General features: G+C 72.7%; 16 protein-coding genes and 1 pseudogene. 12 read left to right on the forward strand and 5 right to left on the reverse strand.

Going from position 1 to position 22,552, the window contains the following annotated elements; all coding sequences use genetic code 11:
* Position 1: 1 nt before the first annotated feature.
* Positions 2-1,516 carry an arabinosylfuranosidase ArfA gene (arfA, locus tag ACZ7OO_RS09835; RefSeq protein ID WP_471503261.1) on the reverse strand — a complete coding sequence of 505 codons (1,515 nt, stop codon included), beginning with the start codon at positions 1,514-1,516 and terminating at the stop codon, positions 2-4.
* Positions 1,517-2,226: 710 nt separating this feature from the next.
* On the opposite strand from arfA, the gene ACZ7OO_RS09840 reads away from it, so the two are divergent.
* Both ACZ7OO_RS09840 and ACZ7OO_RS09845 read left to right on the forward strand, forming a co-directional pair.
* Positions 2,227-2,829, forward strand: a complete 603-nt coding sequence (locus ACZ7OO_RS09840) for a toxin-antitoxin system, toxin component family protein (protein ID WP_471503263.1) — start codon at positions 2,227-2,229, stop codon at positions 2,827-2,829.
* A complete protein-coding gene (locus tag ACZ7OO_RS09845) occupies positions 2,826-4,040 on the forward strand; it encodes a DUF6545 domain-containing protein (protein WP_471503265.1) in 1,215 nt (404 codons plus the stop codon). Before ACZ7OO_RS09840 ends, ACZ7OO_RS09845 begins: the two co-directional genes overlap by 4 nt.
* Before the next feature lie 34 nt (positions 4,041-4,074).
* On the opposite strand, the gene ACZ7OO_RS09850 is transcribed toward ACZ7OO_RS09845, so the two are convergent.
* The gene (locus ACZ7OO_RS09850) at positions 4,075-4,929 is read right to left on the reverse strand and encodes an SMP-30/gluconolactonase/LRE family protein (RefSeq protein WP_471503267.1); all 855 of its coding nucleotides are present in this window, start codon (positions 4,927-4,929) and stop codon (positions 4,075-4,077) included.
* Complete coding sequence (locus ACZ7OO_RS09855; RefSeq protein ID WP_471503269.1) at positions 4,926-5,699, reverse strand: IclR family transcriptional regulator; 774 nt, start codon at positions 5,697-5,699, stop codon at positions 4,926-4,928. The genes ACZ7OO_RS09850 and ACZ7OO_RS09855 overlap by 4 nt, the downstream gene beginning before the upstream one ends.
* A 167-nt stretch (positions 5,700-5,866) precedes the next feature.
* Here ACZ7OO_RS09855 and ACZ7OO_RS09860 point away from each other — a divergent pair, with 167 nt between their 5' ends.
* Positions 5,867-6,430 carry a hypothetical protein gene (locus ACZ7OO_RS09860; RefSeq protein ID WP_471503271.1) on the forward strand — a complete coding sequence of 188 codons (564 nt, stop codon included), beginning with the start codon at positions 5,867-5,869 and terminating at the stop codon, positions 6,428-6,430.
* Here ACZ7OO_RS09860 and ACZ7OO_RS09865 read toward each other — a convergent pair.
* Complete coding sequence (locus ACZ7OO_RS09865; RefSeq protein WP_471503273.1) at positions 6,411-7,283, reverse strand: ATP-grasp domain-containing protein; 873 nt, start codon at positions 7,281-7,283, stop codon at positions 6,411-6,413. The two genes, ACZ7OO_RS09860 and ACZ7OO_RS09865, sit on opposite strands and share 20 nt — an antisense overlap.
* 159 nt (positions 7,284-7,442) lie before the next feature.
* Between ACZ7OO_RS09865 and ACZ7OO_RS09870 the strand changes: the two genes are divergently transcribed.
* From ACZ7OO_RS09870 to ACZ7OO_RS09885, 4 genes are all read left to right on the forward strand, one after another.
* A complete protein-coding gene (locus ACZ7OO_RS09870) occupies positions 7,443-8,555 on the forward strand; it encodes a MerR family transcriptional regulator (RefSeq protein WP_471503275.1) in 1,113 nt (370 codons plus the stop codon).
* A 9-nt stretch (positions 8,556-8,564) separates the two neighbouring features.
* Positions 8,565-9,176, forward strand: coding sequence for an O-methyltransferase (locus ACZ7OO_RS09875; protein ID WP_471503277.1), 612 nt, complete (start codon positions 8,565-8,567; stop codon positions 9,174-9,176).
* 98 nt (positions 9,177-9,274) lie between these two features.
* Positions 9,275-10,756, forward strand: coding sequence for an acyl-CoA synthetase (locus ACZ7OO_RS09880; protein WP_471503279.1), 1,482 nt, complete (start codon positions 9,275-9,277; stop codon positions 10,754-10,756).
* On the forward strand, positions 10,749-12,149 hold the full coding sequence (locus tag ACZ7OO_RS09885) for a carboxyl transferase domain-containing protein (RefSeq protein WP_471503281.1): 1,401 nt from the start codon (positions 10,749-10,751) through the stop codon (positions 12,147-12,149). Before ACZ7OO_RS09880 ends, ACZ7OO_RS09885 begins: the two co-directional genes overlap by 8 nt.
* A 73-nt stretch (positions 12,150-12,222) precedes the next feature.
* Here the strand turns inward: ACZ7OO_RS09885 and ACZ7OO_RS09890 are convergent.
* Positions 12,223-13,271 (reverse strand): annotated as a pseudogene (locus tag ACZ7OO_RS09890) (S8 family serine peptidase); the annotation flags it as partial.
* Positions 13,272-13,472: 201 nt separating this feature from the next.
* On the opposite strand from ACZ7OO_RS09890, the gene ACZ7OO_RS09895 reads away from it, so the two are divergent.
* The 5 genes from ACZ7OO_RS09895 to ACZ7OO_RS09915 all read left to right on the forward strand — a co-directional run bounded on the left by ACZ7OO_RS09895 (position 13,473) and on the right by ACZ7OO_RS09915 (position 22,522).
* Complete coding sequence (locus ACZ7OO_RS09895; protein WP_471503283.1) at positions 13,473-13,811, forward strand: CU044_2847 family protein; 339 nt, start codon at positions 13,473-13,475, stop codon at positions 13,809-13,811.
* Entirely contained in the window at positions 13,808-15,472 is a 1,665-nt protein-coding gene (locus ACZ7OO_RS09900; protein ID WP_471503285.1) for a VMAP-C domain-containing protein, read from the forward strand. The genes ACZ7OO_RS09895 and ACZ7OO_RS09900 overlap by 4 nt, the downstream gene beginning before the upstream one ends.
* Before the next feature lie 29 nt (positions 15,473-15,501).
* Positions 15,502-16,527 carry an AAA family ATPase gene (locus tag ACZ7OO_RS09905; protein WP_471503287.1) on the forward strand — a complete coding sequence of 342 codons (1,026 nt, stop codon included), beginning with the start codon at positions 15,502-15,504 and terminating at the stop codon, positions 16,525-16,527.
* On the forward strand, positions 16,517-21,346 hold the full coding sequence (locus ACZ7OO_RS09910; RefSeq protein ID WP_471503289.1) for an SAV_2336 N-terminal domain-related protein: 4,830 nt from the start codon (positions 16,517-16,519) through the stop codon (positions 21,344-21,346). The genes ACZ7OO_RS09905 and ACZ7OO_RS09910 overlap by 11 nt, the downstream gene beginning before the upstream one ends.
* 138 nt (positions 21,347-21,484) lie before the next feature.
* The gene (locus tag ACZ7OO_RS09915; RefSeq protein ID WP_471503291.1) at positions 21,485-22,522 is read left to right on the forward strand and encodes a rod shape-determining protein; all 1,038 of its coding nucleotides are present in this window, start codon (positions 21,485-21,487) and stop codon (positions 22,520-22,522) included.
* Positions 22,523-22,552: the final 30 nt, after the last annotated feature.

Consider the following 22,552-nt stretch of genomic DNA (forward strand, 5'->3'; position numbering starts at 1 on the left):
GTTACGCCAGGCGGATCACGTTCCAGGACAGGGGTTCCAGAGCGGCGGTGAGGGTGCCGTCGTTCAGAGCCGTGCCCTCGGCCCGGTGAGGGGCCACCCGGTCCGGTTCCTCCAGTGTGTTGCGGGCGTTGGGGTCCTTGTCCGACAGGACGCTGTGTTCGGTCACCCGGGTCAGGTCCAGCCCGCTCAGGGCGATTTCGAGGGGCAGCGGCTCTGTCTGGCTGCGGTTGACGGCGAAGACCGTGACCGTGCCGTCGTCGGCCCCGACCGCCGTCGCGTGCAGCAGGCTCGTCTCGCCGTACTTCTTCGTCTCGTACGTCGGTGAGTCCACGCGCACGTCCAGGACCTGGCCCCGGCCGTACCGCGACGCCTGGGCGAAGGGGAAGAACGTCGTCTGGCGCCAGGCGGGGCCGCCGGGCTCGGTCATGATCGGGGCGATGACGTTGACCAGCTGGGCCAGGCAGGCCACCGTGACGCGGTCGGCGTGCCGGAGCAGGGCGATGAGGAGGGAGCCGAAGACCACCGCGTCCAGGACGCTGTAGTTGTCCTCCAGGAGACGGGGGGCCTGCGGCCAGTCGGACGGGTCGTGGTCCTCGGCGTGCTCCTCCCAGCGGGACGTGTACCAGACGTTCCACTCGTCGAAGGAGAGGTTGATCCTCTTCCTGGACTTCAGGCGGGCGCCGATGTGGTCGCAGGTGGCGACCACGTTCTCGATGAACGACTCCATGTCGACCGCCGAGGCGAGGAAGGAGTCGAGATCGCCGTCCTGCGGCTCGTAGTAGGCGTGCAGGGAGATGTAGTCGACGAGGTCGTAGGCCTCGGCCAGGACCGTGGCCTCCCACTGGGCGAACGTCGGCATCGACTGGCTGGACGAGCCGCAGGCGACCAGTTCCACGGAGGGGTCGATCTGGCGCATGGCGCGGGCGGTCTCGGCGGCGATACGGCCGTACTCCTCGGCCGTCTTGTGGCCTGTCTGCCAGGGGCCGTCCATCTCGTTGCCCAGGCACCAGAGCCTGATGCCGAAGGGGTCCTTGTCGCCGTGGGCGGCACGGAGGTCGGAGAGGGCGGTCCCGGCGGGGTGGTTGGCGTACTCCTGGAGTTCCAGGGCCTCGGCGACACCCCTGGTGCCGAGGTTCAGCGCCATCATGGGCTCGGCCTGGGGGCCTGCCTTCTTGAGGAAGGCGATGTACTCGGAGAGGCCGAACTGGTTGGTCTCGGTGGAGTGCCAGGCGAGGTCGAGGCGGCGGGGGCGCTCCGCTGCCGGGCCGACGGAGTCTTCCCACTTGTAGCCCGAGACGAAGTTGCCGCCGGGATAGCGGAGGGTGGTGACGCCCAGTTCGCGGACGAGGTCGAGGACGTCTGCGCGGAGGCCGGCGTCGTCTGCTGTGGGGTGCGTCGGTTCGTAGATGCCGGTGTAGACGCAGCGGCCGAGGTGTTCGACGAACGAGCCGAAGACGCGGGGGTTGACTTCTCCGATGGTGAAGGCGGGGTCGAGGGTGAAGCGGGCGGTGCGCAATGTTCGCCTTTCGGGGTGGGTGGTTGATCGATCGTCGGCGGGTGCGGGTGGTCTGTGGCTGGTCGCGCCCACGCGGCGGAGCCGCACATGGACACAGCCCCGCGCCCCTGAAGGGGCGCCGGCCAGCCGTCTCCCGTCCAGCTCAGCGCGTTCAGCCCCAGCTTCGGGGTGCCGTTGTCGGTCGCGTCGTAGTAGTGGTAGGCCAGCCGGGTTCTGCCGTGGGTGTGGAACGTGGATTCGCCGCCGGGGCCTGTGTAGCGGCCGTGGTGGAGGATCGACGCGCCTTCTGCCGCGTAGGGGGCGTCCGGGCGGGTGGCCAGGTGGGTGACCGTGGCTCCGGGGATCGTCTTGCCGGTTCCGGGGTCGAGTCGCACCATGCGAATGCCCGCCGTGCCCCCCAGTAGTTGCCTGCGACTGAGGCCAGGTCGTCCCATTGCCTGCCCTTGCTTTCGAGACTTTCGACGAACTTCTTCGGTATGGCTTGTTCGGTGTGTTGTTCGACATATCGACTTGCGCCCGTAACTTCGAACGGGACCGTAAAATCGAAGCGCTTCCGCGTCAATGGGTCCGGCGGGACTTTCCTGCACCCGCGGTGGTTCCGAGGTGAACCACCGTCGTTGGATCGCATGACGCGGACACATCCGGACGCGTAATCTCGGACCGGCCGACGCAGCGCGGTGACCGCCGTGGGGCGGTGCGAAGGGGGAGCGATGGACTTGGCCGGCGCGCCGCACCGGTGGGCCCGGATCGCCGCGAGGCTGCGGCACTCCCGGCCGGGCGCACAGATGCGCGTCCTCGCCGCCGACCTCACCGCCGCCGTCCGCGCCCGGCCCCGACAGCCCGCCGGAGTCGGCGAGTTGTGCCGGGCGCTGTGCGAGGAGATGACCGCACTGCGCACCGGGCGGCCGGTGGAGCTGCGGTTCGAGCGGTTCCCGGACGAGATCGAGGTCACCGGACTGTGGGTGGAGTTCCACGACTTCGACCTGGTCATCGTCGAGGAGCGGGCCGAGGCCGTGCAGCAACTGGTCATCCTCGGGCACGAGTTGTGGCATCTGCACACCGGCCACCGCCATCAGCACGGGGTCGGCCCGGAGGCGGCACGCGCGCTGGCCGGCCGGCCCGGCTGGCGGGACATGGCGTTGACGGCGGCCGCGCGCAACGGCTCCCGGGAGGCCGACGAGGCCGAGGCCGACGACTTCGGGTACCGGCTGGCGACCGCCTTCCGGCCCTACCTCGAGCGGCCGCGCCGGTCCCCGTCCGACCCCGTCCAGCGGACCCTCGGCTACCGCGGGCGCGGCGGAGCGGCGCGGTGACCGTCACCGGCCCGTCAGGACTCCTCAGCCAGTTCCACATCTCCTTCTGGATCCCCGCCGCGGTGCTGACCACCGCCCTGGTGATCAAGCTGCCCACCATCATCCGGCTGTGGCGGGATCCGCTGCTGCGCGCGGTCGGCGGACTGCTGCTGCTCGGCTGCGCCGTGTTCGTGTTCTGCATCCCCTCGACGATCGCCGCCGTGAACCGGTGGGCCGGCGTGCCCAACATCGCGGCGCCCTGGTGCTATTCGCTGCTCACCGCGGTCAGCGCCGCCTGCCTGCTGCTGATCATCGCCTGGCGCGACAGCCTGTCCGACCGCTCCGCGGCCACCCGGCGCGCGATCCGCTGGGTGATCTCCGCCTACTGCGGGGTGATCGCCGCCCTGTGGCTGCTGTTCGCGCTCGCCGACACGCCCGTGGAGCGGCTGCGGGACCTGGACACGTACTACGCCACCACCCCGTTCATGGGCGAGGAGATCCTGCTCTACCTCGTCGCCCACACCGTGGCCTGCCTCATCACCTCGTGGCTGATCTGGAACTGGGTGTGCACGGAGGGCCTCGACGCCTGGCTGCGCTGGGGGCTGAAGCTGCTCGGCGTCGGCTACGGCCTGAACCAGATCTTCGACGCGGCCAAGCTGACCGCGGTCGCCGCCCGCTGGGCCGGCGCGGACCTGGACTGGCTCAGCACCGACCTGGCCCCGCCCGTCGCCGCCCTCGCCGCCATCAACATCGCCGCCGGCTTCATCCTGCCCCACGCCGGCCAGTACCTGCACGACCGCTGGCGGGTCCGGCAAGCCCACCGCGAACTGCGGCCGCTGTACCGGCTGACCCGGACCGTGCAGGGCGACGGCATCCCCTTCACGCTGCACGCCACGCCCGAGCTGCGGCTGACGAGGCGCGAGACCTTCATCCGGGACGTACTCCTGCCCCTGACCCGGCGCATCGACGCCGACCTCGCCCGGCGCTCCTACGACGCCGCGCTCGGCCTCGGCCACCGGCCCGAACGAGCCCGGGCGCTTGCCTCCGCGGTCAGCATCCTGGACGCCCTCGACACGCGGGGGCGTACGCCCGACCCGTCCGACGGCCCGGACGCCACCCGCCTCCTCCAGGAGATCGGGGCGCTGTCCCGGGCCCTGCGGCATCCGGAGGAGATCGAGGCGGTACGGGCGCGGGCGGCGGTACGGGCGGAGAGCGTTGCCGTACCTGAGTGACGGCGGCTGCCGGTGACCACAGCCGTGCCGGCCCCTACCCCGCGAACGCCGGTTGGGCCACGCCCTTACCCGCCCCCGGAATCACCAACAGAGAGCCCGCCGTCGGATGCGGACGCTCCAGCCCCACCCGCGCCGTCGTGACATACAGGTCGGTCAGATCGGCGCCGCCGAACGCACAGGCCGTCGTACGCGACGCCGGAAGGGTGATCACCCGGTCCAGCTCGCCGTCAGGCGTGTAGCGGCGCACCGCTCCCCCGTCCCACAGCGCCACCCACACACAGCCGTCCGCGTCGACCGTCAGACCGTCGGGAAAGCCGGCACCCTCCTCGATGGTCACCAGCGGGCGGCGGTTGACGGGGAGTTCGCCGTCGTAGTCGAAGACGTCCACCCGGCACGTCGGCGTGTCGACGTAGTACACGCGGGTGCCGTCCGGGCTCCAGCCCGTCCCGTTGCTGACCGTGACATCCGGGAGCAGGGTCGTGACCGAGCCGTCGGCGGCCACCCGGGACAGTGTGCCGCCGCCCGGCGTCTCGTCGTAGCGCATCGTGCCCGCCCACAGGGAGCCGTCCGGGGCCACCGCCGCGTCGTTGGCGCGGCGGCCGGGGACCGGCTCGTGGTGGAGCCAGTGGAACGTGTCGTCGGGGTCGAGGAGGCCGACGCCGTCGCGGAGGTTGAGGACCAGGCCGCCGTTCGCGCGGGGCTTGACCGCGCCGATGTGCTGCTCCGCGGTGCGGATCGTACGGTGGCCCGTGGCCGGGTCGTAGGTGTGGATCCGCGCGCCCAGGACGTCGATCCAGATGAGGCGGCCGGTCGCCGCGTCCCATGTCGGGCCCTCGCCGAGCGTCGCCTCCGCCGCCACCGCGACCTCGTACGCCGTGTATGCCGTCATGCGAGGCTCCGGTGGCCGAGGCGCTCGGAGAGTTCGGCGGCGCCCTTGGCCGCGAGCTGCTCCAGCTCGCCGCGGCGCTCGTCGCTCCAGCGGATCATCGGGACCGAGATGGACAGCGCCGCGACGACCTGGCCGGTACGGTCGCGGACCGGCGCGGCGACGCAGGAGACGTCCGGATTGGACTCGCGGCTCTCCACGGCGATACCGCGCGCGCGGATCGTGGTGAGGGCCTCGCGCAGCGCGTCCGGCTCGGTGATGCTGTTCGGGGTCATCGCGACGAGGTCGGCGTCGTCCGGGATGCGCGCGCTCAGCTCCTGATCCGGCAGCGAGGCCAGCAGCATCTTGCCGACCGAGGTGCAGTGGGCGGGGAGCCGGCGGCCGGCGGCGGAGACCATGCGGACCGCGTGCGTGGAGTCGACCTTGGCGATGTAGATGACGTCGGTGCCCTCGAGGATCGCCACATGGACGGTCTCGTCACAGGTCTCGGCGACGGACCGGGCGACCTGCTGGCCCTCGGCGGCGAGGTCGAGCTGCTCGGCGTACCGGCTGCCGAGCTGGTACGGGCGCACCCCGAGCCGGTATCGTCCGGGCTGTCCGGGTACGGGCACGATGTACGACCGGGCGGAGAGCGTGGTCACCAGTTCGTGCACGGTGGTGCGCGGCAGCTGGAGTCTGCGCACTATGTCGGGGGCGGAGAGAGTCCCGTCCCCGTCGAGGAAGAGCTCAAGAATGTCGAGAGCCCGGGTCACGGCAGGCACGAGGCGTCCCACGTCCGGCCCCCTCCCTTGGGTCTAAGCGCCAGATATCGTCCGAGCTGCGAGAGCCGTTCGAGATATCAACAGGCGATCGGCATGACGAACACAGGCTAGCCATCGAGGATTGCCCGGGCAATGGCCGGGAACCAGCCGGTCACAACGATGTGCACCGCATGTGCACCATGGGTGGCATGCAACTGGACTTCCAGCTGGTGCTGCTGCGCCGTATGGCCGACCACAACCCGGACCTGGTCGAGGACGCCCGGCGTGCACTGGGCGCGTCGATCGCGGACATGCGCGAGGCCAACAAGCGTTGGCAGGCGATGGTCCGCTCGCCCCGTTCCCGCGCCGCGGCCGCTCGCTACCGCTCGGTCCTCGGGCCGCCCGACTCCGAGACCAAACGCACCGTCGGCGACCTGGAGTGCATGGCCTGGCAGTGGCCCCTCCCCCTCTGGCCCACCCTCCGCTTCGAGGTGCTGGTCGGCCCCGGGGGCGCGGTCTGGAACGAGTGGCTGGTCCGCGCCCCCGGCGCCCCATCCCCCAAGCTGGAGACCCTCGACGACCTCACCCCCTGGTCCTGCACGGTCGACGAGGCCGCCCGCGTCTTCGCCCCCGCCCGCCCGCTGGAGGGCACGGCCCCGACCCGCTGGGGCCTGACCTTCAAGGTGCCGGACGGCCGTCAGGTGGTCGCCGAGTTCACCTGGGGCCTGCTGCAGCGCACGGCGGTCATCGACCAGCCGCGCTGAGGATCGCCGCCACCACGGCATCCACCGACCCCGGGTGCAGGAACAGGAACAGGTTCGGCTCGACCAGCTCCAGCTCCATCACCTGCGGCCGCCCGTCCGCCCCGTCGACCAGGTCCACCCGGGCGTACAGCAGCTCGGGCGCCTCCGGTACCGCGGCCAACGCACGCTCCGCGACGGCGAGTTCGGCCGGGGTCGGGTCCCACCGCTCCAGGTCGGGATGGGCGACCTTGTCCGCGTCGAACGCCGTACCCGGGGCGAGGACGGCCCGCTTGCGGCTGGCGTGCAGCAACCGCCCGCCGAAGAACTGCAGCGCCCGCTCACCGCTGACGTCGATCCCGCAGACGTAGGGCTGGACCATCGCGGTCAGCCCCTCCTCGTGCATCCGGGCCAGGTGCCGTACGGCCGTCTCGTGCTCGTCGGGTGTGTAGCGGGCGGCGAACCGGGCGCCGGCGCCGAAGGTGGGCTTGACGACGAAGTCGCCGTCCGACGGCAGCTCGACCGGATCGCCCGGCGCGAGATACCGGGTCGGCACGACGGGCACACCGTCCGCCGCGAGATCTCCGAGATACCGCTTGTCCGTGTTCCAGCGGACCACGGCGGCCGGATTCGCGATCCGGGTCACCTTCCCCACCCGCTCCACCCACTGCACGAACTCCTCCGTGCGCCAGCTGTAGTCCCAGGTGGAGCGGATGACGACCAGGTCGAAGGCGCCCCACTCCACGTCGGGATCGTCCCAGGGACGGGCGACGGCATCCGCCCCCGCGACGGCCAGCGCACGCAGCAGCACCGGCAGCTCCTGGTCCTTGCTCGGTTCCGCGCCGGGATCGTAGGTGGCGAGGGCTGTTCGGGGCACGGCGGGCTCCCTTGACATGTCCTGGTGACGGCTGGCTTCCCTTCCACCGCAGGCTAGCCATCCGCACCGGCCGTACCGCAACCGCGTCCGCCCTGTTGACCTTCACCTTCGGTGAAGCCCCAGCATCGGTGGCAGACGTCGAGGAACACGAGGTACGGCATGAAGTGGCTGACCATCGGCGCCTTCGCGAAGGCCTGCCGGCTGTCGCCGAAGGCCCTGCGGCTGTACGACGAGCTGGACCTGCTGAGGCCCGCCCGGGTCGACCCGGACACCGGCTACCGGTACTACGCGGCCGAGCAGCTCGAACCTGCCCGGCTGGTGGCCTGGCTACGGCGGCTGGGGATGCCGTTGGCGCTGATCCGCGAGGTGTGCGGGTTGCCGGCCGACCGGGCCGCTCGGGAGATCCGGGCGTACTGGGCCCGGGTCGAGGCGGAGACCGCCGTACGACGGGACCTGGCCGCGTTCCTCGTCGACCACCTGTCCGGAGAGTCGAGAAGGGAAACGACGAAGATGCTGGAGTTGCGTTACGCCACCCACTCGGACCGGGGGCATGTCCGGCCGGCCAACCAGGACACCGTGTACGCGGGGCCCCGGTTGCTGGCCGTCGCCGACGGATGCGGGGAGGGCGGGGCCCAGGCCAGTGCCGCCGCCGTGGCGGCACTGAAGTCCCTGGAGGACGCGGAGCTTTCGACGGGGAACGTGCTGAACCTCCTTGAGGACGCGGTGCGTTGCGCGGACGAGGCGGTGCGGGGCGTGGCGGAGGGGAGGACGGACGTCGGTACGACCCTCACCGCGCTGCTGTGGACCGGGTCCCGGCTGGCCCTGGTGCACATCGGGGACTCGCGGGCGTATCTGCTGCGGGACGGGGAGCTGTTCCGGATCACGCACGACCACAGTGTGGTGCAGTCGCTGATCGACGAGGGCCGACTGACACCGGAGGAGGCCGAAAGCCACCCGCAGCGGATGCTGCTGGCCAAGGCGCTGTCGGGAGGTGAGCCGGCCGCGCCGGATCTGAAGCTGCACGAGGCTCGGGACGGCGACCGGTATCTGCTGTGCTCGGACGGGCTGACCAGGGTGGTTTCCGACGCACGGATCCGGGAGTTGGTGCGGGGTGGGCGCGAGTTGGCGGATGTGGTGCGGGGATTGGTCGACGAGGCGAATTCAGTGGGCGGTCCTGACAACGTGAGCGTCGTCGTCGCCGAGGTCGTGCTCCCCGCCCGCCCGCAGGTCCCGGTCGGACAAGGGGCTGCGGAAGGGCCCCTCGTTCGATGAAAGTCGGGCATGACCGAACTCGGCACCGACGCCCACGCCGACCTCCCCGGACTCCCGCCCCTCGTCCGGCGGGCCGTCGACGCCGCCCGTGCCCGGGGCTTCCCCTGCTCCTGTCCGCCCGAGCAGGGGCGACTGTTGCAGGTGCCCGCCGGTGGGGTGTCCGGGCGGATCGGGGAGACCGGGACGGGGTTGGGAGTCGGCCTGGCCTGGCTGGCCTCCGGCGCCCGGACAGGTGTGCGGCTCTTCAGTGTCGAGCGGGACGCGGAGCGGGCCCGTGTGGCCGCCGGGGTCTTCGAGGCGCACCCCGAGGTGACGGTGGTCCATGGCGACTGGCGGGACATCGAGGCCTACGGACCGTTCGACCTGCTGGTCCTCGACGGCGGCGGCCAGGGCAAGGCACCCGGCGATCACCCCGCAGCCGTGGAGCACCTCCTCACCCCCGGCGGCACGGTCGTCATCGACGACTTCACCCCGACACCCGAGTGGCCGCCCCTGCACGAGGGCAACCCGGACCGGCCCCGTCTGCACTGGCTGGAACACCCCGGCCTGCGGGCGACGGAGATCCGGCTCGCCCCCGACCTGAGCACGGTCGTCGCGACACTGAGGGCGGCCCGGCTGTGATCAGGGCCGGTGGCCGGAGTGCGGGTGGGATGGCCTCCGAGCGCGATGCCTGGTGTAGGAAGGGGCTGTCGAGGTTCCGACCGGTGAGGAGTCGTCGCGTGTCCCTTCTGTTTCCGGCCCTGGTGGACGGTCCGGGCGAGCGCAGCGAGATGGGGGTCCCCCCGGACGAAGTCTGGGGGAGGGTCGCCCTGCGGTTCGGCGAACGGTCGTTGACGTACCGGCAGCTCGCCGCCGCCGCGGGCGCCCTCGCCGGCCGTGTCCGGAACGCCGACCGGATCGCCGTGTGGGCGACCCCGGAACTGGAGACGGCCGTCGCCGTCGTCGGCACCCTGCTCGCCGGCCGGGCCGCCGTGCCGCTCAACCCCAAGTCGGGCGACAAGGAACTCGCGCACATCCTCTCCGACAGCGCGCCGGCCGCGGTACTGGCCGCCCCGGGGACCGAGCTCCCCGCGGCCGTCGCCGGCCTGCCGCGTATCGACGTCGACGTGCGGGCCGTCGGCCCGGTCCCCGAGGACCGCGCCACCGAGGCCGACCCGGCCCTCGTCGTCTACACCTCCGGCACCACCGGCCCGCCCAAGGGCGCCGTCATCCCGCGCCGGGCGCTCGCCGCGACCCTGGACGCGCTCGCCGACGCCTGGCAGTGGACGGGGGACGACGTGCTGGTGCACGGGCTGCCGTTGTTCCATGTGCACGGGCTGGTGCTGGGGATCCTCGGGCCGCTGCGGCGCGGCGGCTCTGTCCGGCACCTCGGGCGGTTCGACACCGCCGGCGTGACCCGCGAGCTGACCGACGGCGCGACCATGCTGTTCGGCGTCCCGACCATGTACCACCGCATCGCCGAGGCCCTGCCCACCGACCCCGGGCTGGCGAAGGCCCTCGGCCGGGCCCGGCTGCTGGTCTCCGGCTCGGCCGCGCTGCCCGTCCACGACCACGAGCGGATCGCGGCCGCCACCGGGCGGCGGGTCATCGAGCGGTACGGCATGACGGAGACACTGATGAACACCAGTGTGCGCGCGGACGGTCAGGCCCGGGCGGGGACCGTGGGGGTGCCGCTGCCGGGTGTGGAGCTGCGGCTGGTGGAGGAGGACGGGACACCGATCGCTACGTTCGACGGGGAGACCGTCGGGGAGATCCAGGTGCGTGGCCCGAACCTGTTCACCGAGTACCTCAACCGGCCCGACGCCACCGCCGCCGCCTTCACCGCCGACGGCTGGTTCCGGACCGGCGACATGGCCGTGCGCGAACCGGACGGCTACGTGCGGATCGTCGGCCGCAAGGCCACCGACCTGATCAAGAGCGGCGGTTACAAGATCGGGGCCGGTGAGATCGAGAACGCGCTCCTGGAGTATCCGGGGGTGCGGGAGGCCGCCGTCACCGGGGAGCCGGACGCGGACCTGGGCGAGCGGATCGTCGCCTGGATCGTCCCGGCGGATCCGCAGTCCCCGCCGGGGGAGCGGGAGTTGGCGGACCATGTCGCCGCTCGGCTCGCCCCGCACAAGCGCCCGCGTGTCGTCCGTTACCTGGACGCCCTCCCCCGCAACGACATGGGGAAGATCATGAAGCGGGCCCTGGGTGTCTGAGAACTGGCCGGTACGGCTCTCCGCCCGGCAGTTCCTCGACCTCGTCGCCGACCCCGGCACCTTCACCGAACTCCCCTACCCGCCACGGGAGTCCCGGCCCGACGGGCCCCTCGGCTGGGAGGGCTACGACGCCTCGCGCGCCCGCGCCGCCGAGCGCACCGGCGAGGCGGAGTCCGTCGTCGTCGGCACCGCGCGTGTCGAGGGCACGGCGGCCGTGCTGATCGTGTTCGAGTTCGGGTTCCTCGGCGGCTCGCTGGGCGAGCGGACCGGGGATCGGCTGGAGGCGGCGTACGCACATGCCCGCGCCCACCGGCTCCCGGTCGTCCCGCTGGTCGCCACCGGCGGCAGCCGGATGCAGGAGGGCATGCTCGCCCTGTCCCAACTCCAGCGGGTGGCCCGGCAGTCGGCGCTCACCCGGGAGGCGGGGCTGGCGCAGATCGCGGTCCTGCGTGATCCGACGACCGGCGGCGGCTGGGCCACCCTGGGCGCCGGTGCCGATGTGATCCTGGCGCTGCCCGGGGCGCAGGTGGGCTTCGCGGGCTCCCGGGTTCGCCCGCCGGACGCGGACCCGGCGGCGTACACGGCCCAGGCACAGCTCACGGCGGGGGCGGCGGACGCCGTGGTGCCGCTGGAAGAGCTGAAGGCGTCGCTCGGGCTGTGGCTGCGGCTGCTGACCGCACCGTCCACCACCCCCGTCGACCCGCCGGCCGCCCTCGGTGACACCGGACTGCCCGCCACCGGCTGGCAGGCCGTCCAACGCGCCCGCGCTCCGCGACGCCCCCGCGCCCACGCCTACCTGGACGCCTGCTTCGGTGACCGCCGGGCCGTCCTCGTCGGCGACCGGTGCGGCGGCGCGGATCCGGGCGGAATGCTGTGCGGGTTCGGCGAGCGGGACGGCCGTACCGTCGCCTTCGCCGCGCAGACGGGCGCGGCGACCCGTCCCGCCGGGTACCGGACCGCCACCCGTCTGATACGGCTCGCCGACCGGCTCGGGATCCCCGTACTGACCCTCGTCGACACCCCGGGCGCCGCCAATGACGCCGAGGCTGAACGGCAGGGTGCGGGCGCGGCGATCGCGGAGCTGTTCGGCGCGGTGGCGGCGGCCCGGACACCGATCACCACCCTGGTCATCGGTGAGGGCGGCTCGGGCGGGGCGCTTGCGCTGGCCGCACCCGGCAACACCTGGGCCACGCCCGGCAGTTACTTCTCCGTCATCGCCCCGGAACTGGCAGCGGCGATCCTCAAACGGCCCCCGCAGCAGGTCGAGGCCACCGCCGACGAGCTGCGGATCCGGCCGCAGGACCTGGTGGAGCTGGGGGTGATCCGAGGCGTAGTGGGTCACCCCCAGCGCCGAGTCACTTCACTCCCACCGCCCGGACGATCTCCTGGCTGACCGAGCCGCCCCGGTCGTCGCTCGCCGAGGCGCGCAGCGAGACGTACGCGGCGTCGCGCGGCACCGCGAGCACACCGCGCCCGGCGTGGGTGAGGGCGAACAGGGCGCCGGTCTCGGCGGACAGGGTGTTCACGGCCTGGGCCATCGGATCGGTGCCGTCGCCGGCCTCGGTCGAGCCGAGGCTCATGGAGATCACCCTGGCGTGCACGTCCCGGGCCGCCCACTCCATGCCCGCGATGATCTGCGACTCGCTGCCCGATCCCTGGTCGCTGAGCACCTTGCCGACGGCCAGCGTGGCCCCGGGCGCGACGCCCTTCTCCCTGGCGTCGGAGGCGGCTCCGCTGCCGCCGACGGTGGAGGTGGTGTGGGTGCCGTGGCCGTTGCGGTCGGCGATGTCCTCGCCGTCGACGAAGCTCCTGGTGGCGCTGACCCGGCCGGCCAGGTCGGGGTGGGTGAGGTCGGCGCCGGTGTCGAGGACGGCGACGGTGACGCCCTTGCCGGTGTAGCCGGCGTCCCAGGCGGCTGCCGTGCCGATCTGTGCGTTGCTGTCGGCCATGGTGGCCTTGACGCGTCCGTCGAGCCAGACCCTGCCGAGGCTCTTGTGCGCGGTGAAGGTCCGCCAGAAGGCGCGCGCCCCTTGCCGGCGTCGACGGCGGCCCCGCGCAGACTGGGCAGCGTCCGGGTCCGCTCGGCGCCGCGTACGGCGGTGGCCCCCTTGCGGTAGGTCACGATCAGCGGCAGGGCGTCGCCCCTGGCATCGGTGAGCCCCTGCCGGATCAGCCCGCTGACGTCGAACAGCCGCCGGTCCAGGGTGCCTTGACGCAGATAGGGCCGGGCTTCGTCGGGTACGACGGTGATGTCACCGTCGTCCACCTGGGTGCGGACGGCACCGGTGGCGCCGGCCGGGCGCTGCACGGTGACCGTCTTCTTGCCCTGTCCCACGTCGGTGACGGTGACCTTGTCGCCGGTGACCAGGGTGACGGTGGTGACGCTCGCGGACGAGCCGGCAGCTGCGGCTGCCGTGGCTGTCGCCGTCGCCGTCGCCGTCGTCGGGAGCAGGCCGATCACGAGGCCCGCGGACAGGAGGGTCGCCCCGCGCCCGATGGTTCGTCGTCTTCTCATCCACGCCTCTTCTCGAAGGGTGCGATCAGGTGCGCCGAGTGCTTCGAAGAGTGTCACGGTGCTTGTGTTGCACGGGTGTTGAGCGGTGCTGGCGGGAAGGCGCCCGGGCGGGTTTCCGCCATGGCCCCGGGACAAGGGGCCTCGCCTTCGGCGACAATGGACCGGTTACGGGGTCGATGACGCGGGGGAGGCCATGGCGCCATGGCGAGAATGATGGAGTTCGAGACCGAGGACGGTGCTGTCGTCCTCGTCGAGTCGGCCGACGGCGTCCCCGGCAGCCGTCCGGTGTCCCGCGACGGCGGTACGGGACCGGCGGCGCAGGCGGCCCGCTCCTTCGAGGGTGCCCTGGACGGGGTGCGGGCGGCCGCCCAGTCCGCGCTGCGGGTCTTCCGGGACGGCACGCTGCGGCCCGACTCGGTGGAGCTGGAGTTCGGGGTGAAACTGACCGCGGAGGCGGGCGCCGTGATCGCCAAGGGCGCGGCCGAGGGCCAGTTGGTCGTACGGCTGAGCTGGGCCTCCGGAGCTGCCGACGCGACATGAGCCGCGCTGCCTGGCACGCCCGGATCGAGTGCGGGGGCACGGTGTCCGGGGCGGGCTTCCTCGTCGCCCCCCGCACGGTGCTGACCTGCGCGCATGTCGTCCAGGACCGGGAGTGGGCGCCGCTGACGGTGAGCTTCCCGAACCGCCGCGACCTGGGCGAGCTGACCGCGACCGTGGCCGTGCACGGCGGCTGGGCGGGCGGCTGGACCGACCCGGGCGACCTCGCCGTACTCGAACTGGACCGTGAGGTGCCGCTACGGCCTGCCCGGTTCGCGCCGCCGGGGGCGGAGCAGGACGGGGCGCACCTGGTCGCATACGGCTTCCCGGAGGGCTACGGCGAAGGTGTACAGGCCCGCTACCGTGCCGTGTCCCGGACGCTGATCGCCGACGAGTGGCTGCAGTTGGAAGCCGCCTCGGCGCACGGGCAGCCGCTGGCGGGCGGGTTCAGCGGAGCGGCCCTGGCACTGCCGGACGACCGGGTGGTCGGGATGGTCGTGCAGGCCTCCGACGAGGCAGGCGTCCGGATCGGGCGGATGCTGCCGACGGAGGTCATGGCCCGCTACTGGTACGACCTGGGCGCACTGGTCCCGGCGCCCGAGGCCGACACCCCGGCCGCGACAGGGCGGCTGCACACGCTGGTGCGGCGGGCCGAGGACACCGGCCTGAACTGCCGTCCCGAGCAGCTCTACCGGGACGCGGCGGGCCCCTTCGCCCCGGACCCGCCCGCGGAGGGGTTCGCCTCACTGCGGGAGGCAGCCGCGTTCGTGCAGTGGCAGGTGGACGACCCGGAGGCGGTGCCGAGATTCGCCGACCGGCTGCGGGCGCTGCTGGAGCCACGGCCGTCGGCGGTTGCCCGGGCAACCGCCTGGGCGCCCATCGTCGTTGAGCTGGAGCGCAGCGGCGAGGGCCAGGAGCAGGTCACGGTACGGGTGTCGGCATACCGGGAGGGGCAGCGCCGGCCGGTGGCCGTGGAGCGGCTGCCGCGCGGTGACGTACGGGCCTACGTCCAGCAGTGCGTCGACGACGCCTTCGGCCATCTCGCGCAGGACGCCGAAGCGTTGCTCACCTTCGTACTGCCCCGTGAGTGGCTGAACGAGCCGGTCGCGCACTGGGAGTGCGGCCCCGAGGACTCCACCCCGCTCGGCTGTGCGCATCCGCTGGTCGTGACCGACCGCTCCCGGCACCGCAGCGCGCGGCTGCGCCACCAGCTGGCCGGCAAGTGGCGGACCCTGGATCGAAGTCCGGGCACGGCGGTACTGCACCGCGTCGACTGCGGCAGTGCCGAGCGCCCCCTCAGCCTGCGCAAGCGCCTGCGGGAAGAGGACGCCGCCCTGGCCGGTTTCGGCGCCCCGCCTGCCGCGGCCCCCGACCACTTCGAGACCGGGGTGAACGTGCCGGTCCCGGTGCTGCTGTGGCCGCGCACCGGCTGCGCGAACACCGACCACCCCGGCCCGTGCGCGGGCAGCGCCTTCCTCGACGCCCTGAGCCCGTATGTCGCCGATGTCCCGCCGGCCGAACTCCCGCTCCGTATATGGCACTTGCGGGAAGAGGCGGCGGCCGCCGACCCTGACGGCCACTGGGCGAAAGACGTACAGCTCCTCTGGGACGACCCCCGCTGCTACCCCGAACCGCACGCCAGCCTGCACACCCCCGTCGCCTGACCACGCCGCCACCAACGGAGAAGGACCCCATGCCCCTGTGGCCCGTCTACACCGGTACGAAGGAACCGCACAACGGCATCACCGAGCTGCCCGCGCCCCCGCCCTGGCGGGCCTTCGACGGCGGCCCGGAACTGGCGACCCCAGCCGACGCCGACGACACCTCGGCCACCTCCCCGGACCGCACCCACCGCGCCGCGACCTACCAGGCGACCCCGCGCACGGTCCAGCTCGTCAACGCCGCCCTCTATCTGCGCCGCCCACTGCTGGTCACCGGCCCGCCCGGCACCGGCAAGTCCTCCCTCGCCTACGCGGTCGCCCGCGAGCTTCGCCTGGGCCCGGTCCTGCGCTGGAACATCACCAGCCGCAGCACCCTCCACGACGGCCTCTACCAGTACGACCCGCTCTCCCGCCTCTACGCGGCCCGCCAGTCCGCCACGGCCCTCGAACCAGGCACCCCGGTCGCCGAGTCCGGCATCGAGGACCATCTGCGCCTCGGCCCCCTCGGCACCGCGCTCCTCCCCTACGGCCGCCCCCGCGCCCTGCTCATCGACGAGATCGACAAGAGCGATCTCGACCTGCCCAACGACCTCCTCAACGTCCTGGAGGAGGGCCAGTACGAGATCCCGGAACTGGTCCGCGCCGCCCGGCACTCCCCCACCGCCGAGGTGATGGTCGACGGCACCGACGAACGCGTGCGCGTGGAACGCGGCCGGGTGCGCTGCCGGGCCTTCCCGTTCGTCGTCCTCACCAGCAACGGCGAACGCGAGTTCCCGCCGGCCTTCCTGCGCCGCTGTGTCACGCTCCGGCTCCGCCAGCCCGACGACCGGCAGCTCGCCGGCATCGTCCGCGCCCACCTCGGCGAGCCGGACGCCTACGCCGAGTCGCTGATCACCCGGTTCCTGTCCCGGGTCGGCGGCGGCGACCTCGCCACCGACCAGCTCCTCAACGCGATCTACCTGGCCCGCTCCTCCGACCTGAGCGCCGAGTCGCTGGACGAACTGGCGGAACAGCTGATGCCGTACCTCGGCGAGTCCACGCGGACAGATGCCTTCTGACCACCGGGCTCCGCTCGCCCGCCTCGCCGACCTGCTGGCGCAGGCGGGGGACGGCGCGCGTCCGACGCCACGGGAACTGGCCGAGCTGCTGTGGCTGGCGGGGTGGATGAGCCGGGAGGAGGGAGAGCCGGCGAGTCCGCCGGGTGAGGCGGTCGTACGAGGGGAACCGCAGCCCGAGGAGCCAGCCGCCGCGCCGCCCGAGCCGTGCCCCGAGCCGGCGGAGCCCCCGCCCGCGGGGAGAGCGGAGGAGCCCGCCCGCACCCCGCTCCACCTGCCCTCCCCCACCCCGTCCCGCGGCCCGTACGCCTCCCTCCTGGCGCCCGCGCCGCCCATGCTGCGCCATCCGCTGGCCCTGCAGCGCTCCCTGCGCCCCCTCAAACGCCATACGGACGCCCCGTCCGGCCACCGTCTCGACGAACCCGCCACCGCCGACCGCATCGCCCGCCTCGGCGCGGCCCCCGAGTGGTGGCTCCCCGTCCTGCTCCCCGCGCGCGAACGTTGGCTGCGGCTGAACCTGGTGTACGACGACGGTCCGACGATGCCGGTGTGGCGGCCGTTGCTCCGCGAACTGCACACGGCACTGGCCCAGGCAGGTGTGTTCCGGACCGTGGCGGTGTACCGGGCGGCCGCGGACGGTGCGGTGAGCGGCGCGGGGCTGCCCAGCGAGGGGCGCACGGTCACGCTCCTGATCAGCGACTGCATGGGCCCGCAGTGGCGATCGGGCGAGGCAGGAGCGCGGTGGTACGGCACGCTGCGGCGGTGGGCACGGCAGATGCCGCTGGCGGTGCTCCAGCCGCTCCCCGAACACCTCTGGCGCGACACGGCGTTGCCAGCCACTCCAGGTCTGTTGTCGGCGCCGTTCCCGGCGGCACCGACGTCGGCGCTGACCTTCACGCCGTACGAGGGGGGAGCGCCGGACGGGTCGCCGGTACTGCCGGTGCTGGAGGCAGCCGGGCCGCGGTGGCTGGCGAACTGGGCTGGGCTGGTGGCGTCGGCGGGCGGGACCCGGTTCCCCGGCGCGGCGGCGCCGTTGGACGCCGGCGTGCGGGGCGACTCCCGTACGAACGTGTCCCGCCTCCCCGCCGAGGAACTGGTCCTGCGGTTCCGGGCGACCGCGTCCCGCGAGGCATTCCGGCTGGCGGGCCATCTCGCGGTCGGCCGTCCCGATCTGCCGATCATGCGGCTGGTGCAGCGGGCGGTGGAGCCGGATCCGCGGCCGCAGCATCTGGCGGAGGTGATTCTGAGCGGGGTGCTGGTGGCGGTGCCGGGGCCGCCGGGGTCGTACGCGTTCCGGCCGGGCGTGCGGGAGCTGCTGCTGCGCAGCCTGCCGCGGGCGGCGCGGAGCGGTACGAGCGAACTGCTGGCCCGGGTGGGCGGGTTGATCGAGGAGCGGGCGGGATCGGCGCCCGGGGAGTTCCGGGCGGTGGCTCCGGTGGCGGGCGGAACCTCCCCGGGAGGCGACGGCGAGGCGTTCGCGACAGTACGGGCGGAAAGCGTGCGGCGCCTGGCGGGGGGTGAGGCCGGGGCGGTCCCGGTGCCGCGTGGCCTCGGTGTGCGGTACCGGTTGCGGGGGCGGCGGCAATTCCTGCCGACCGGTTCCATGTGGCTGGCGGAGGCACGAGAGACGGGCCGGAAGGTGGCCCTGCGGCTGTACCGGCCGTTCTCCGACCCGGCACGCCGCGAGGCGTTCCTGCGGGACGCGGAGCGGCTGCGGGGGGCCGGTCACCGCAACCTCGTCGGCGTCAGTGATTTCGGTATCGAGGACGGCACTCCGTACCTCGTCATGGAGTACGTGGACGGAATCCAGCTCCACAACCTCGCGGCACCGAACGGCTACCGGCTGCCCGCGCCCCTGCTGGCGCTGATCGGCTGGCAGCTCGCCCAGGCCGTGGGCGCCCTCCACGAGGCGGGGGTCACACACGGCGATCTCGGCATGTCCCGGGTCATCCTCCTGCCCGACGGCACCGTCAAACTCAGCGGTTTCGTGCCGGGCCGGACCGCCGGGGCGAAGGGGCGGGCGGCGGATCTGTCGGCACTGTGCCAGGTGATGCTGCTCCTGGCCGCAGGCACCTCACGACTGGCGCCCCCGTTCGAACCGGCCCGGCTCCAGCACCTCCCTGTGTCACTGCGGGGCCGGTACGCGCAGGCCCTCACCCTGCTCATGTCCACCTCACCGCAGCAGCAGGCGGCCGGCCGGGAGCATCTCACGGACGGTCAGATGCTGCTCCAGGCCCGGGACGAGTACGACGAACCTCGCTCCTACCAGGTCCTCGGCCCACTCGCCGTCGAAACCGTCCACGGCGCGAGGGACTTCACCCCGACCGAGAGCGCCGCCTTGGCCATGCTGCTGCTGCGGCACGGCCGTGAGGTGCCCCGCGAATCCCTGCGGACGGGTCTGTGGAGCCGGCACGACGAACCGGCGGACGCCACGGCGATCGTGGACCATACGATGGCGCGGCTGCGCGAGATCCTGGGCCCCGGGGTACTGGCGACACTCCCCGACGGCTACGCCCTGCACACCAGCGCCGACCTCCTGGACCTGGTCCGCTTCGAGAATCTGGAGGGGACGGCCACCGCCCAGGCCGCCCACGGCAACCTCCAAGGGGCACGCGCCAGCCTGAGCGAGGCCCTTGGCCTGTGGCACGGCACGAGCCCCCTCGCGGACGTCCCCGGCCCCGCCGCCCGCACCGCCCGCACCCGGCTCCAGCAACTCCGCCTGGCCCTGCACCGCAAGCTCGCCGAACTCGACCTGGACCTAGGCGAGTTCGAGCGAGCGGCCCTCCATCTCACCGATCTTCTGCGGGCGTACCCCTCCCGTGAGGACTTCCGCCGGCTCCTCCTGACCGCCCTGCAACGCCTGGGCCGTACGGACGAAGCCCTTGAGGTGTACGAGGAGTACGAGCTCGCCGGCGGCAACAACCCCGAACTCCGCGCCATAGGACACGAGTTGCGCGCGGAGTTCTACGAGCCGGATGACGGGGGCGAGTACGAGAGCCCCGACCTGGAGACCCAGGCCCCCGACGAGCCGGTGGGCTCCTTCCCCACCGAGGAGTCGCTGCCGTCGATCTTCGCGATCGAGGAGGAGGCGACGGCCGGCCAGGAGGCGCCGCTGCCGCAGAACGTCGTACCCGAGAGTCTGTTCGCGGTGGAGGATCCGCTCGCGGAGGAGGATCCCCCCTACGAAATCCGGAGCGACTACGACGAGTACGAGGAGGCCATCAAAGACTTCGACCTCCAGGAGCCACCTCCCACCTACCGGACCGCCATCTCCTGCCAGTTGGCGGACACGCCCTACGACGCGGACACCGTCGCGGCACTCGGCCGTGCGACCACCCGGCTGCTGGTGGCGAGCGGGCTGACCCCGGACGACTACGAACTCTCCGCGCACAACAACGGCTGCTCGGTACTGACCGCGCCGGATGTCTCCGTGCTGCCGCTGCTCTCCACCCTTTCGCTGCGGTACGGAGACGAACTGGTGATGCTGGGCGGGCGAAGATGCCTGGTGACCTTCTCATGCCTCTTCGAGGACGGCTCTGTGGAGGCCCCGGATCCGACCGCGGTGCGCGAGATGCTGGATGCCTCCGACGACACACGGGGCATCGTCGCCGTTCCCCAGACGCTGCGGGACGAGTGGGAGGACGACCCTGACCGCGGTTCCACGCTGTGGCCCCTGCGCCGCCGCGCCGCCGCGGGCTGGTACCTTCCCGGCCCGCTGCCGCGCTCGGCCTACGATGGCAGCCATCCGCCACCGCCCGTTGTCGGGCCTTTTCCTCTGCCCACCGGAGGCGTGTTCCCAGAACCGTCGGGAGAGACCCGGGCAGTGGTGTACCAGGGCCCCGGCGGCGACGAGCTCAGCCTCACCAGGACTCCCGAGACCACCGGGTACTACGAGGTGGATCTCACTGAACGCACGCTGGAGCTTGACGTGTCCGGCGAGACTTTCCGTGCTGTCGGTAGGGCGCGGTGGCGCATCACCGACATGCTTTCGGTAGTAGCGCTCGGCATCCTCAAGACCGTGCCCGAGGCCATCGTGAACACCGTGCGGGGGCGACTGCAACATCTGTCGGAAAACTATCCGCACACCTACCTTGCACAGGCCCAGGCCCAGTTGGGCGACGGACCGGGGCAGAGCGCCCTGCGCGGTGTCACCATCCGCTGGGACCTCCTGCTCAGGGCGGCTCAGGATTCGTATCCCACCCGGTCGACCCGGTACGACAGGTCGGAAACTGACAACGCCCTACGGGCTTCGGACGCCGTTCTGTTCGGTTTCGACTACACGCTGACCCGTCTCAACCCGAGCGGCACGCGGGAACCCGTCCACCTGCTGGCGCACATGCACCCGGGTGCCAACCCCGACGCCACGCATCCGCTCAACGTCCTCCACGCCTTCGAGCAGCACGAAGCAGCCGCCGAGATGCGCGCGCAACTGGCGGCCTGGGAGCTGGCAGCCGTAAGGAAGTCGCTCCCCGTGCCCGATGCCGACCTCCTGATCCGGACCCTTGCCGACAAGGGACTGAGGCTGGCAGTCGTCACCGACTGCGCTCCGGACACGGCGACCGCGTATCTGCGCCGACGCGGACTGCTGGACTGTCTGCACGGAGGCGTCCACGGGCGCGACGGACAGCACTCCCCTCTGATGCCCGACCCGCACATCGTCGAGCAGGCCCTGGCACACCTCGGCGTGCGCCCCTCGAAATGCCTGATGGTCGGCGTCACCGAAGCCGAGCGGGTGGCGGCCCGGCAAGCCGACGTCCCGTTCTTCCACGTCGGCGGCGAACCCGGCCTCCGCCCCCTGCTGGAAGCCGCCCGCACCCTGTAACCGGGAAACCCCCCATTCAGCCGCGCCCCGCCCGGCCCCCTCCCGAAGGCGCGCCGTCGGAATCCCCCGGAGGATGCGAAGCAGGCCGCCGACCGGCGGTACCACCCCGTACGGCCCGCGCACTCGGGAGGATCTGCCGTGACCGTCAGTCTGGAGCAGTTGCGCCGCTGCCATTTCGCCGTCGATCTGGGAGCCGCCCGCACCCGGGTGTACGTGAAGGGCATGGGCCTGGTCGTCGACCAGCCTTCCGTGGCCGCCGTGAACACCAATACCGGCGCCCTGATCGCCGTCGGCGAGTTCGCGGAGAAGATGACGGGCCGGACGCCCGACTACATCCGCGTCGTACGCCCCATCTCCGGCGGTACCGTCGTCGACATCGAGATGGCCCAGCGGATGCTGCGTCATCTCCTCGGCGACAAGATCCGCCGCTCCCTGCGCCGCAAGCCCCGGCTGCGTGCGGCGGCCTGCACCCCGCACGACGCCGACCCGCTGGCCCAGCGGGCGACCATCGAGACGCTGGTGGGGCTGGGGGCGAGGAGGGTGGAGCTGGTCGACACGCTGATCGCCGCCGCGGTGGGGTGCGGGATGCCGGTGGAGCGGCCCGAGGCGACCATGATCCTGGTCTGCGGGGCCGCCGCGACGCAGGTCGCGGTCCTCTCCCTCGGGTCGATCGTGTGCGCGGAGCGGCTGCCCGTCGGCGGCGAGGCCGTGGACCACGCGATCGTGCAGCATCTGCGGCACGAGCACGCGCTGATGCTGCCGAGCCAGTCGGTACGGCCCCTGCAGCTCGCCCTGTCCGGGAACGGCCTCACCCCGCACGGCCCGGCCTCCACCGAGATCCACGGGCGGGACGTGGCCACCGGCCTCGCCCGCAGCGTGCAGGTCGACACCGCCGCCGTACGCGATGCCATCCAGACGCCGCTCACCGGGGTTCTGGACGGGATCGGCAAGGTGCTGCGGGACTGCCCGCCGGACCTGGTCGCCGATCTGGCCGACCGCGGGATCATGATGGTCGGCGGCTCGGCGCTGCTCCCCGGTTTCGACCAGTTGCTGCGGCAGGCCACCGGTATGCCGGTGCACATCGCGGAGCGGCCGGACGTGTGCGTCGTCCAGGGCATCGGGGCGATGCTGGAGGGCCGCATCGAGCCACTGGTGCTGGATCCGCTGGCCGCCTAGCCACTACCGGCGGGCCGAGCCGGCCCGGTC

Source organism: Streptomyces sp. NPDC111744 (assembly GCF_055634995.1).

Excerpts from the sequence above, each read along its gene's own strand:
- ACZ7OO_RS09840 (WP_471503263.1), top strand. The coding sequence starts at position 2,227 with ATGGACTTGGCCGGCGCGCCGCACCGGTGGGCCCGGATCGCCGCGAGG.
- ACZ7OO_RS09850 (WP_471503267.1), bottom strand. The coding sequence starts at position 4,929 with ATGACGGCATACACGGCGTACGAGGTCGCGGTGGCGGCGGAGGCGACG.
- ACZ7OO_RS09860 (WP_471503271.1), top strand. The coding sequence starts at position 5,867 with ATGGGTGGCATGCAACTGGACTTCCAGCTGGTGCTGCTGCGCCGTATG.
- ACZ7OO_RS09870 (WP_471503275.1), top strand. The coding sequence starts at position 7,443 with ATGAAGTGGCTGACCATCGGCGCCTTCGCGAAGGCCTGCCGGCTGTCG.
- ACZ7OO_RS09875 (WP_471503277.1), top strand. The coding sequence starts at position 8,565 with ATGACCGAACTCGGCACCGACGCCCACGCCGACCTCCCCGGACTCCCG.
- ACZ7OO_RS09895 (WP_471503283.1), top strand. The coding sequence starts at position 13,473 with ATGGCGAGAATGATGGAGTTCGAGACCGAGGACGGTGCTGTCGTCCTC.
- ACZ7OO_RS09900 (WP_471503285.1), top strand. The coding sequence starts at position 13,808 with ATGAGCCGCGCTGCCTGGCACGCCCGGATCGAGTGCGGGGGCACGGTG.
- ACZ7OO_RS09905 (WP_471503287.1), top strand. The coding sequence starts at position 15,502 with ATGCCCCTGTGGCCCGTCTACACCGGTACGAAGGAACCGCACAACGGC.
- ACZ7OO_RS09910 (WP_471503289.1), top strand. The coding sequence starts at position 16,517 with ATGCCTTCTGACCACCGGGCTCCGCTCGCCCGCCTCGCCGACCTGCTG.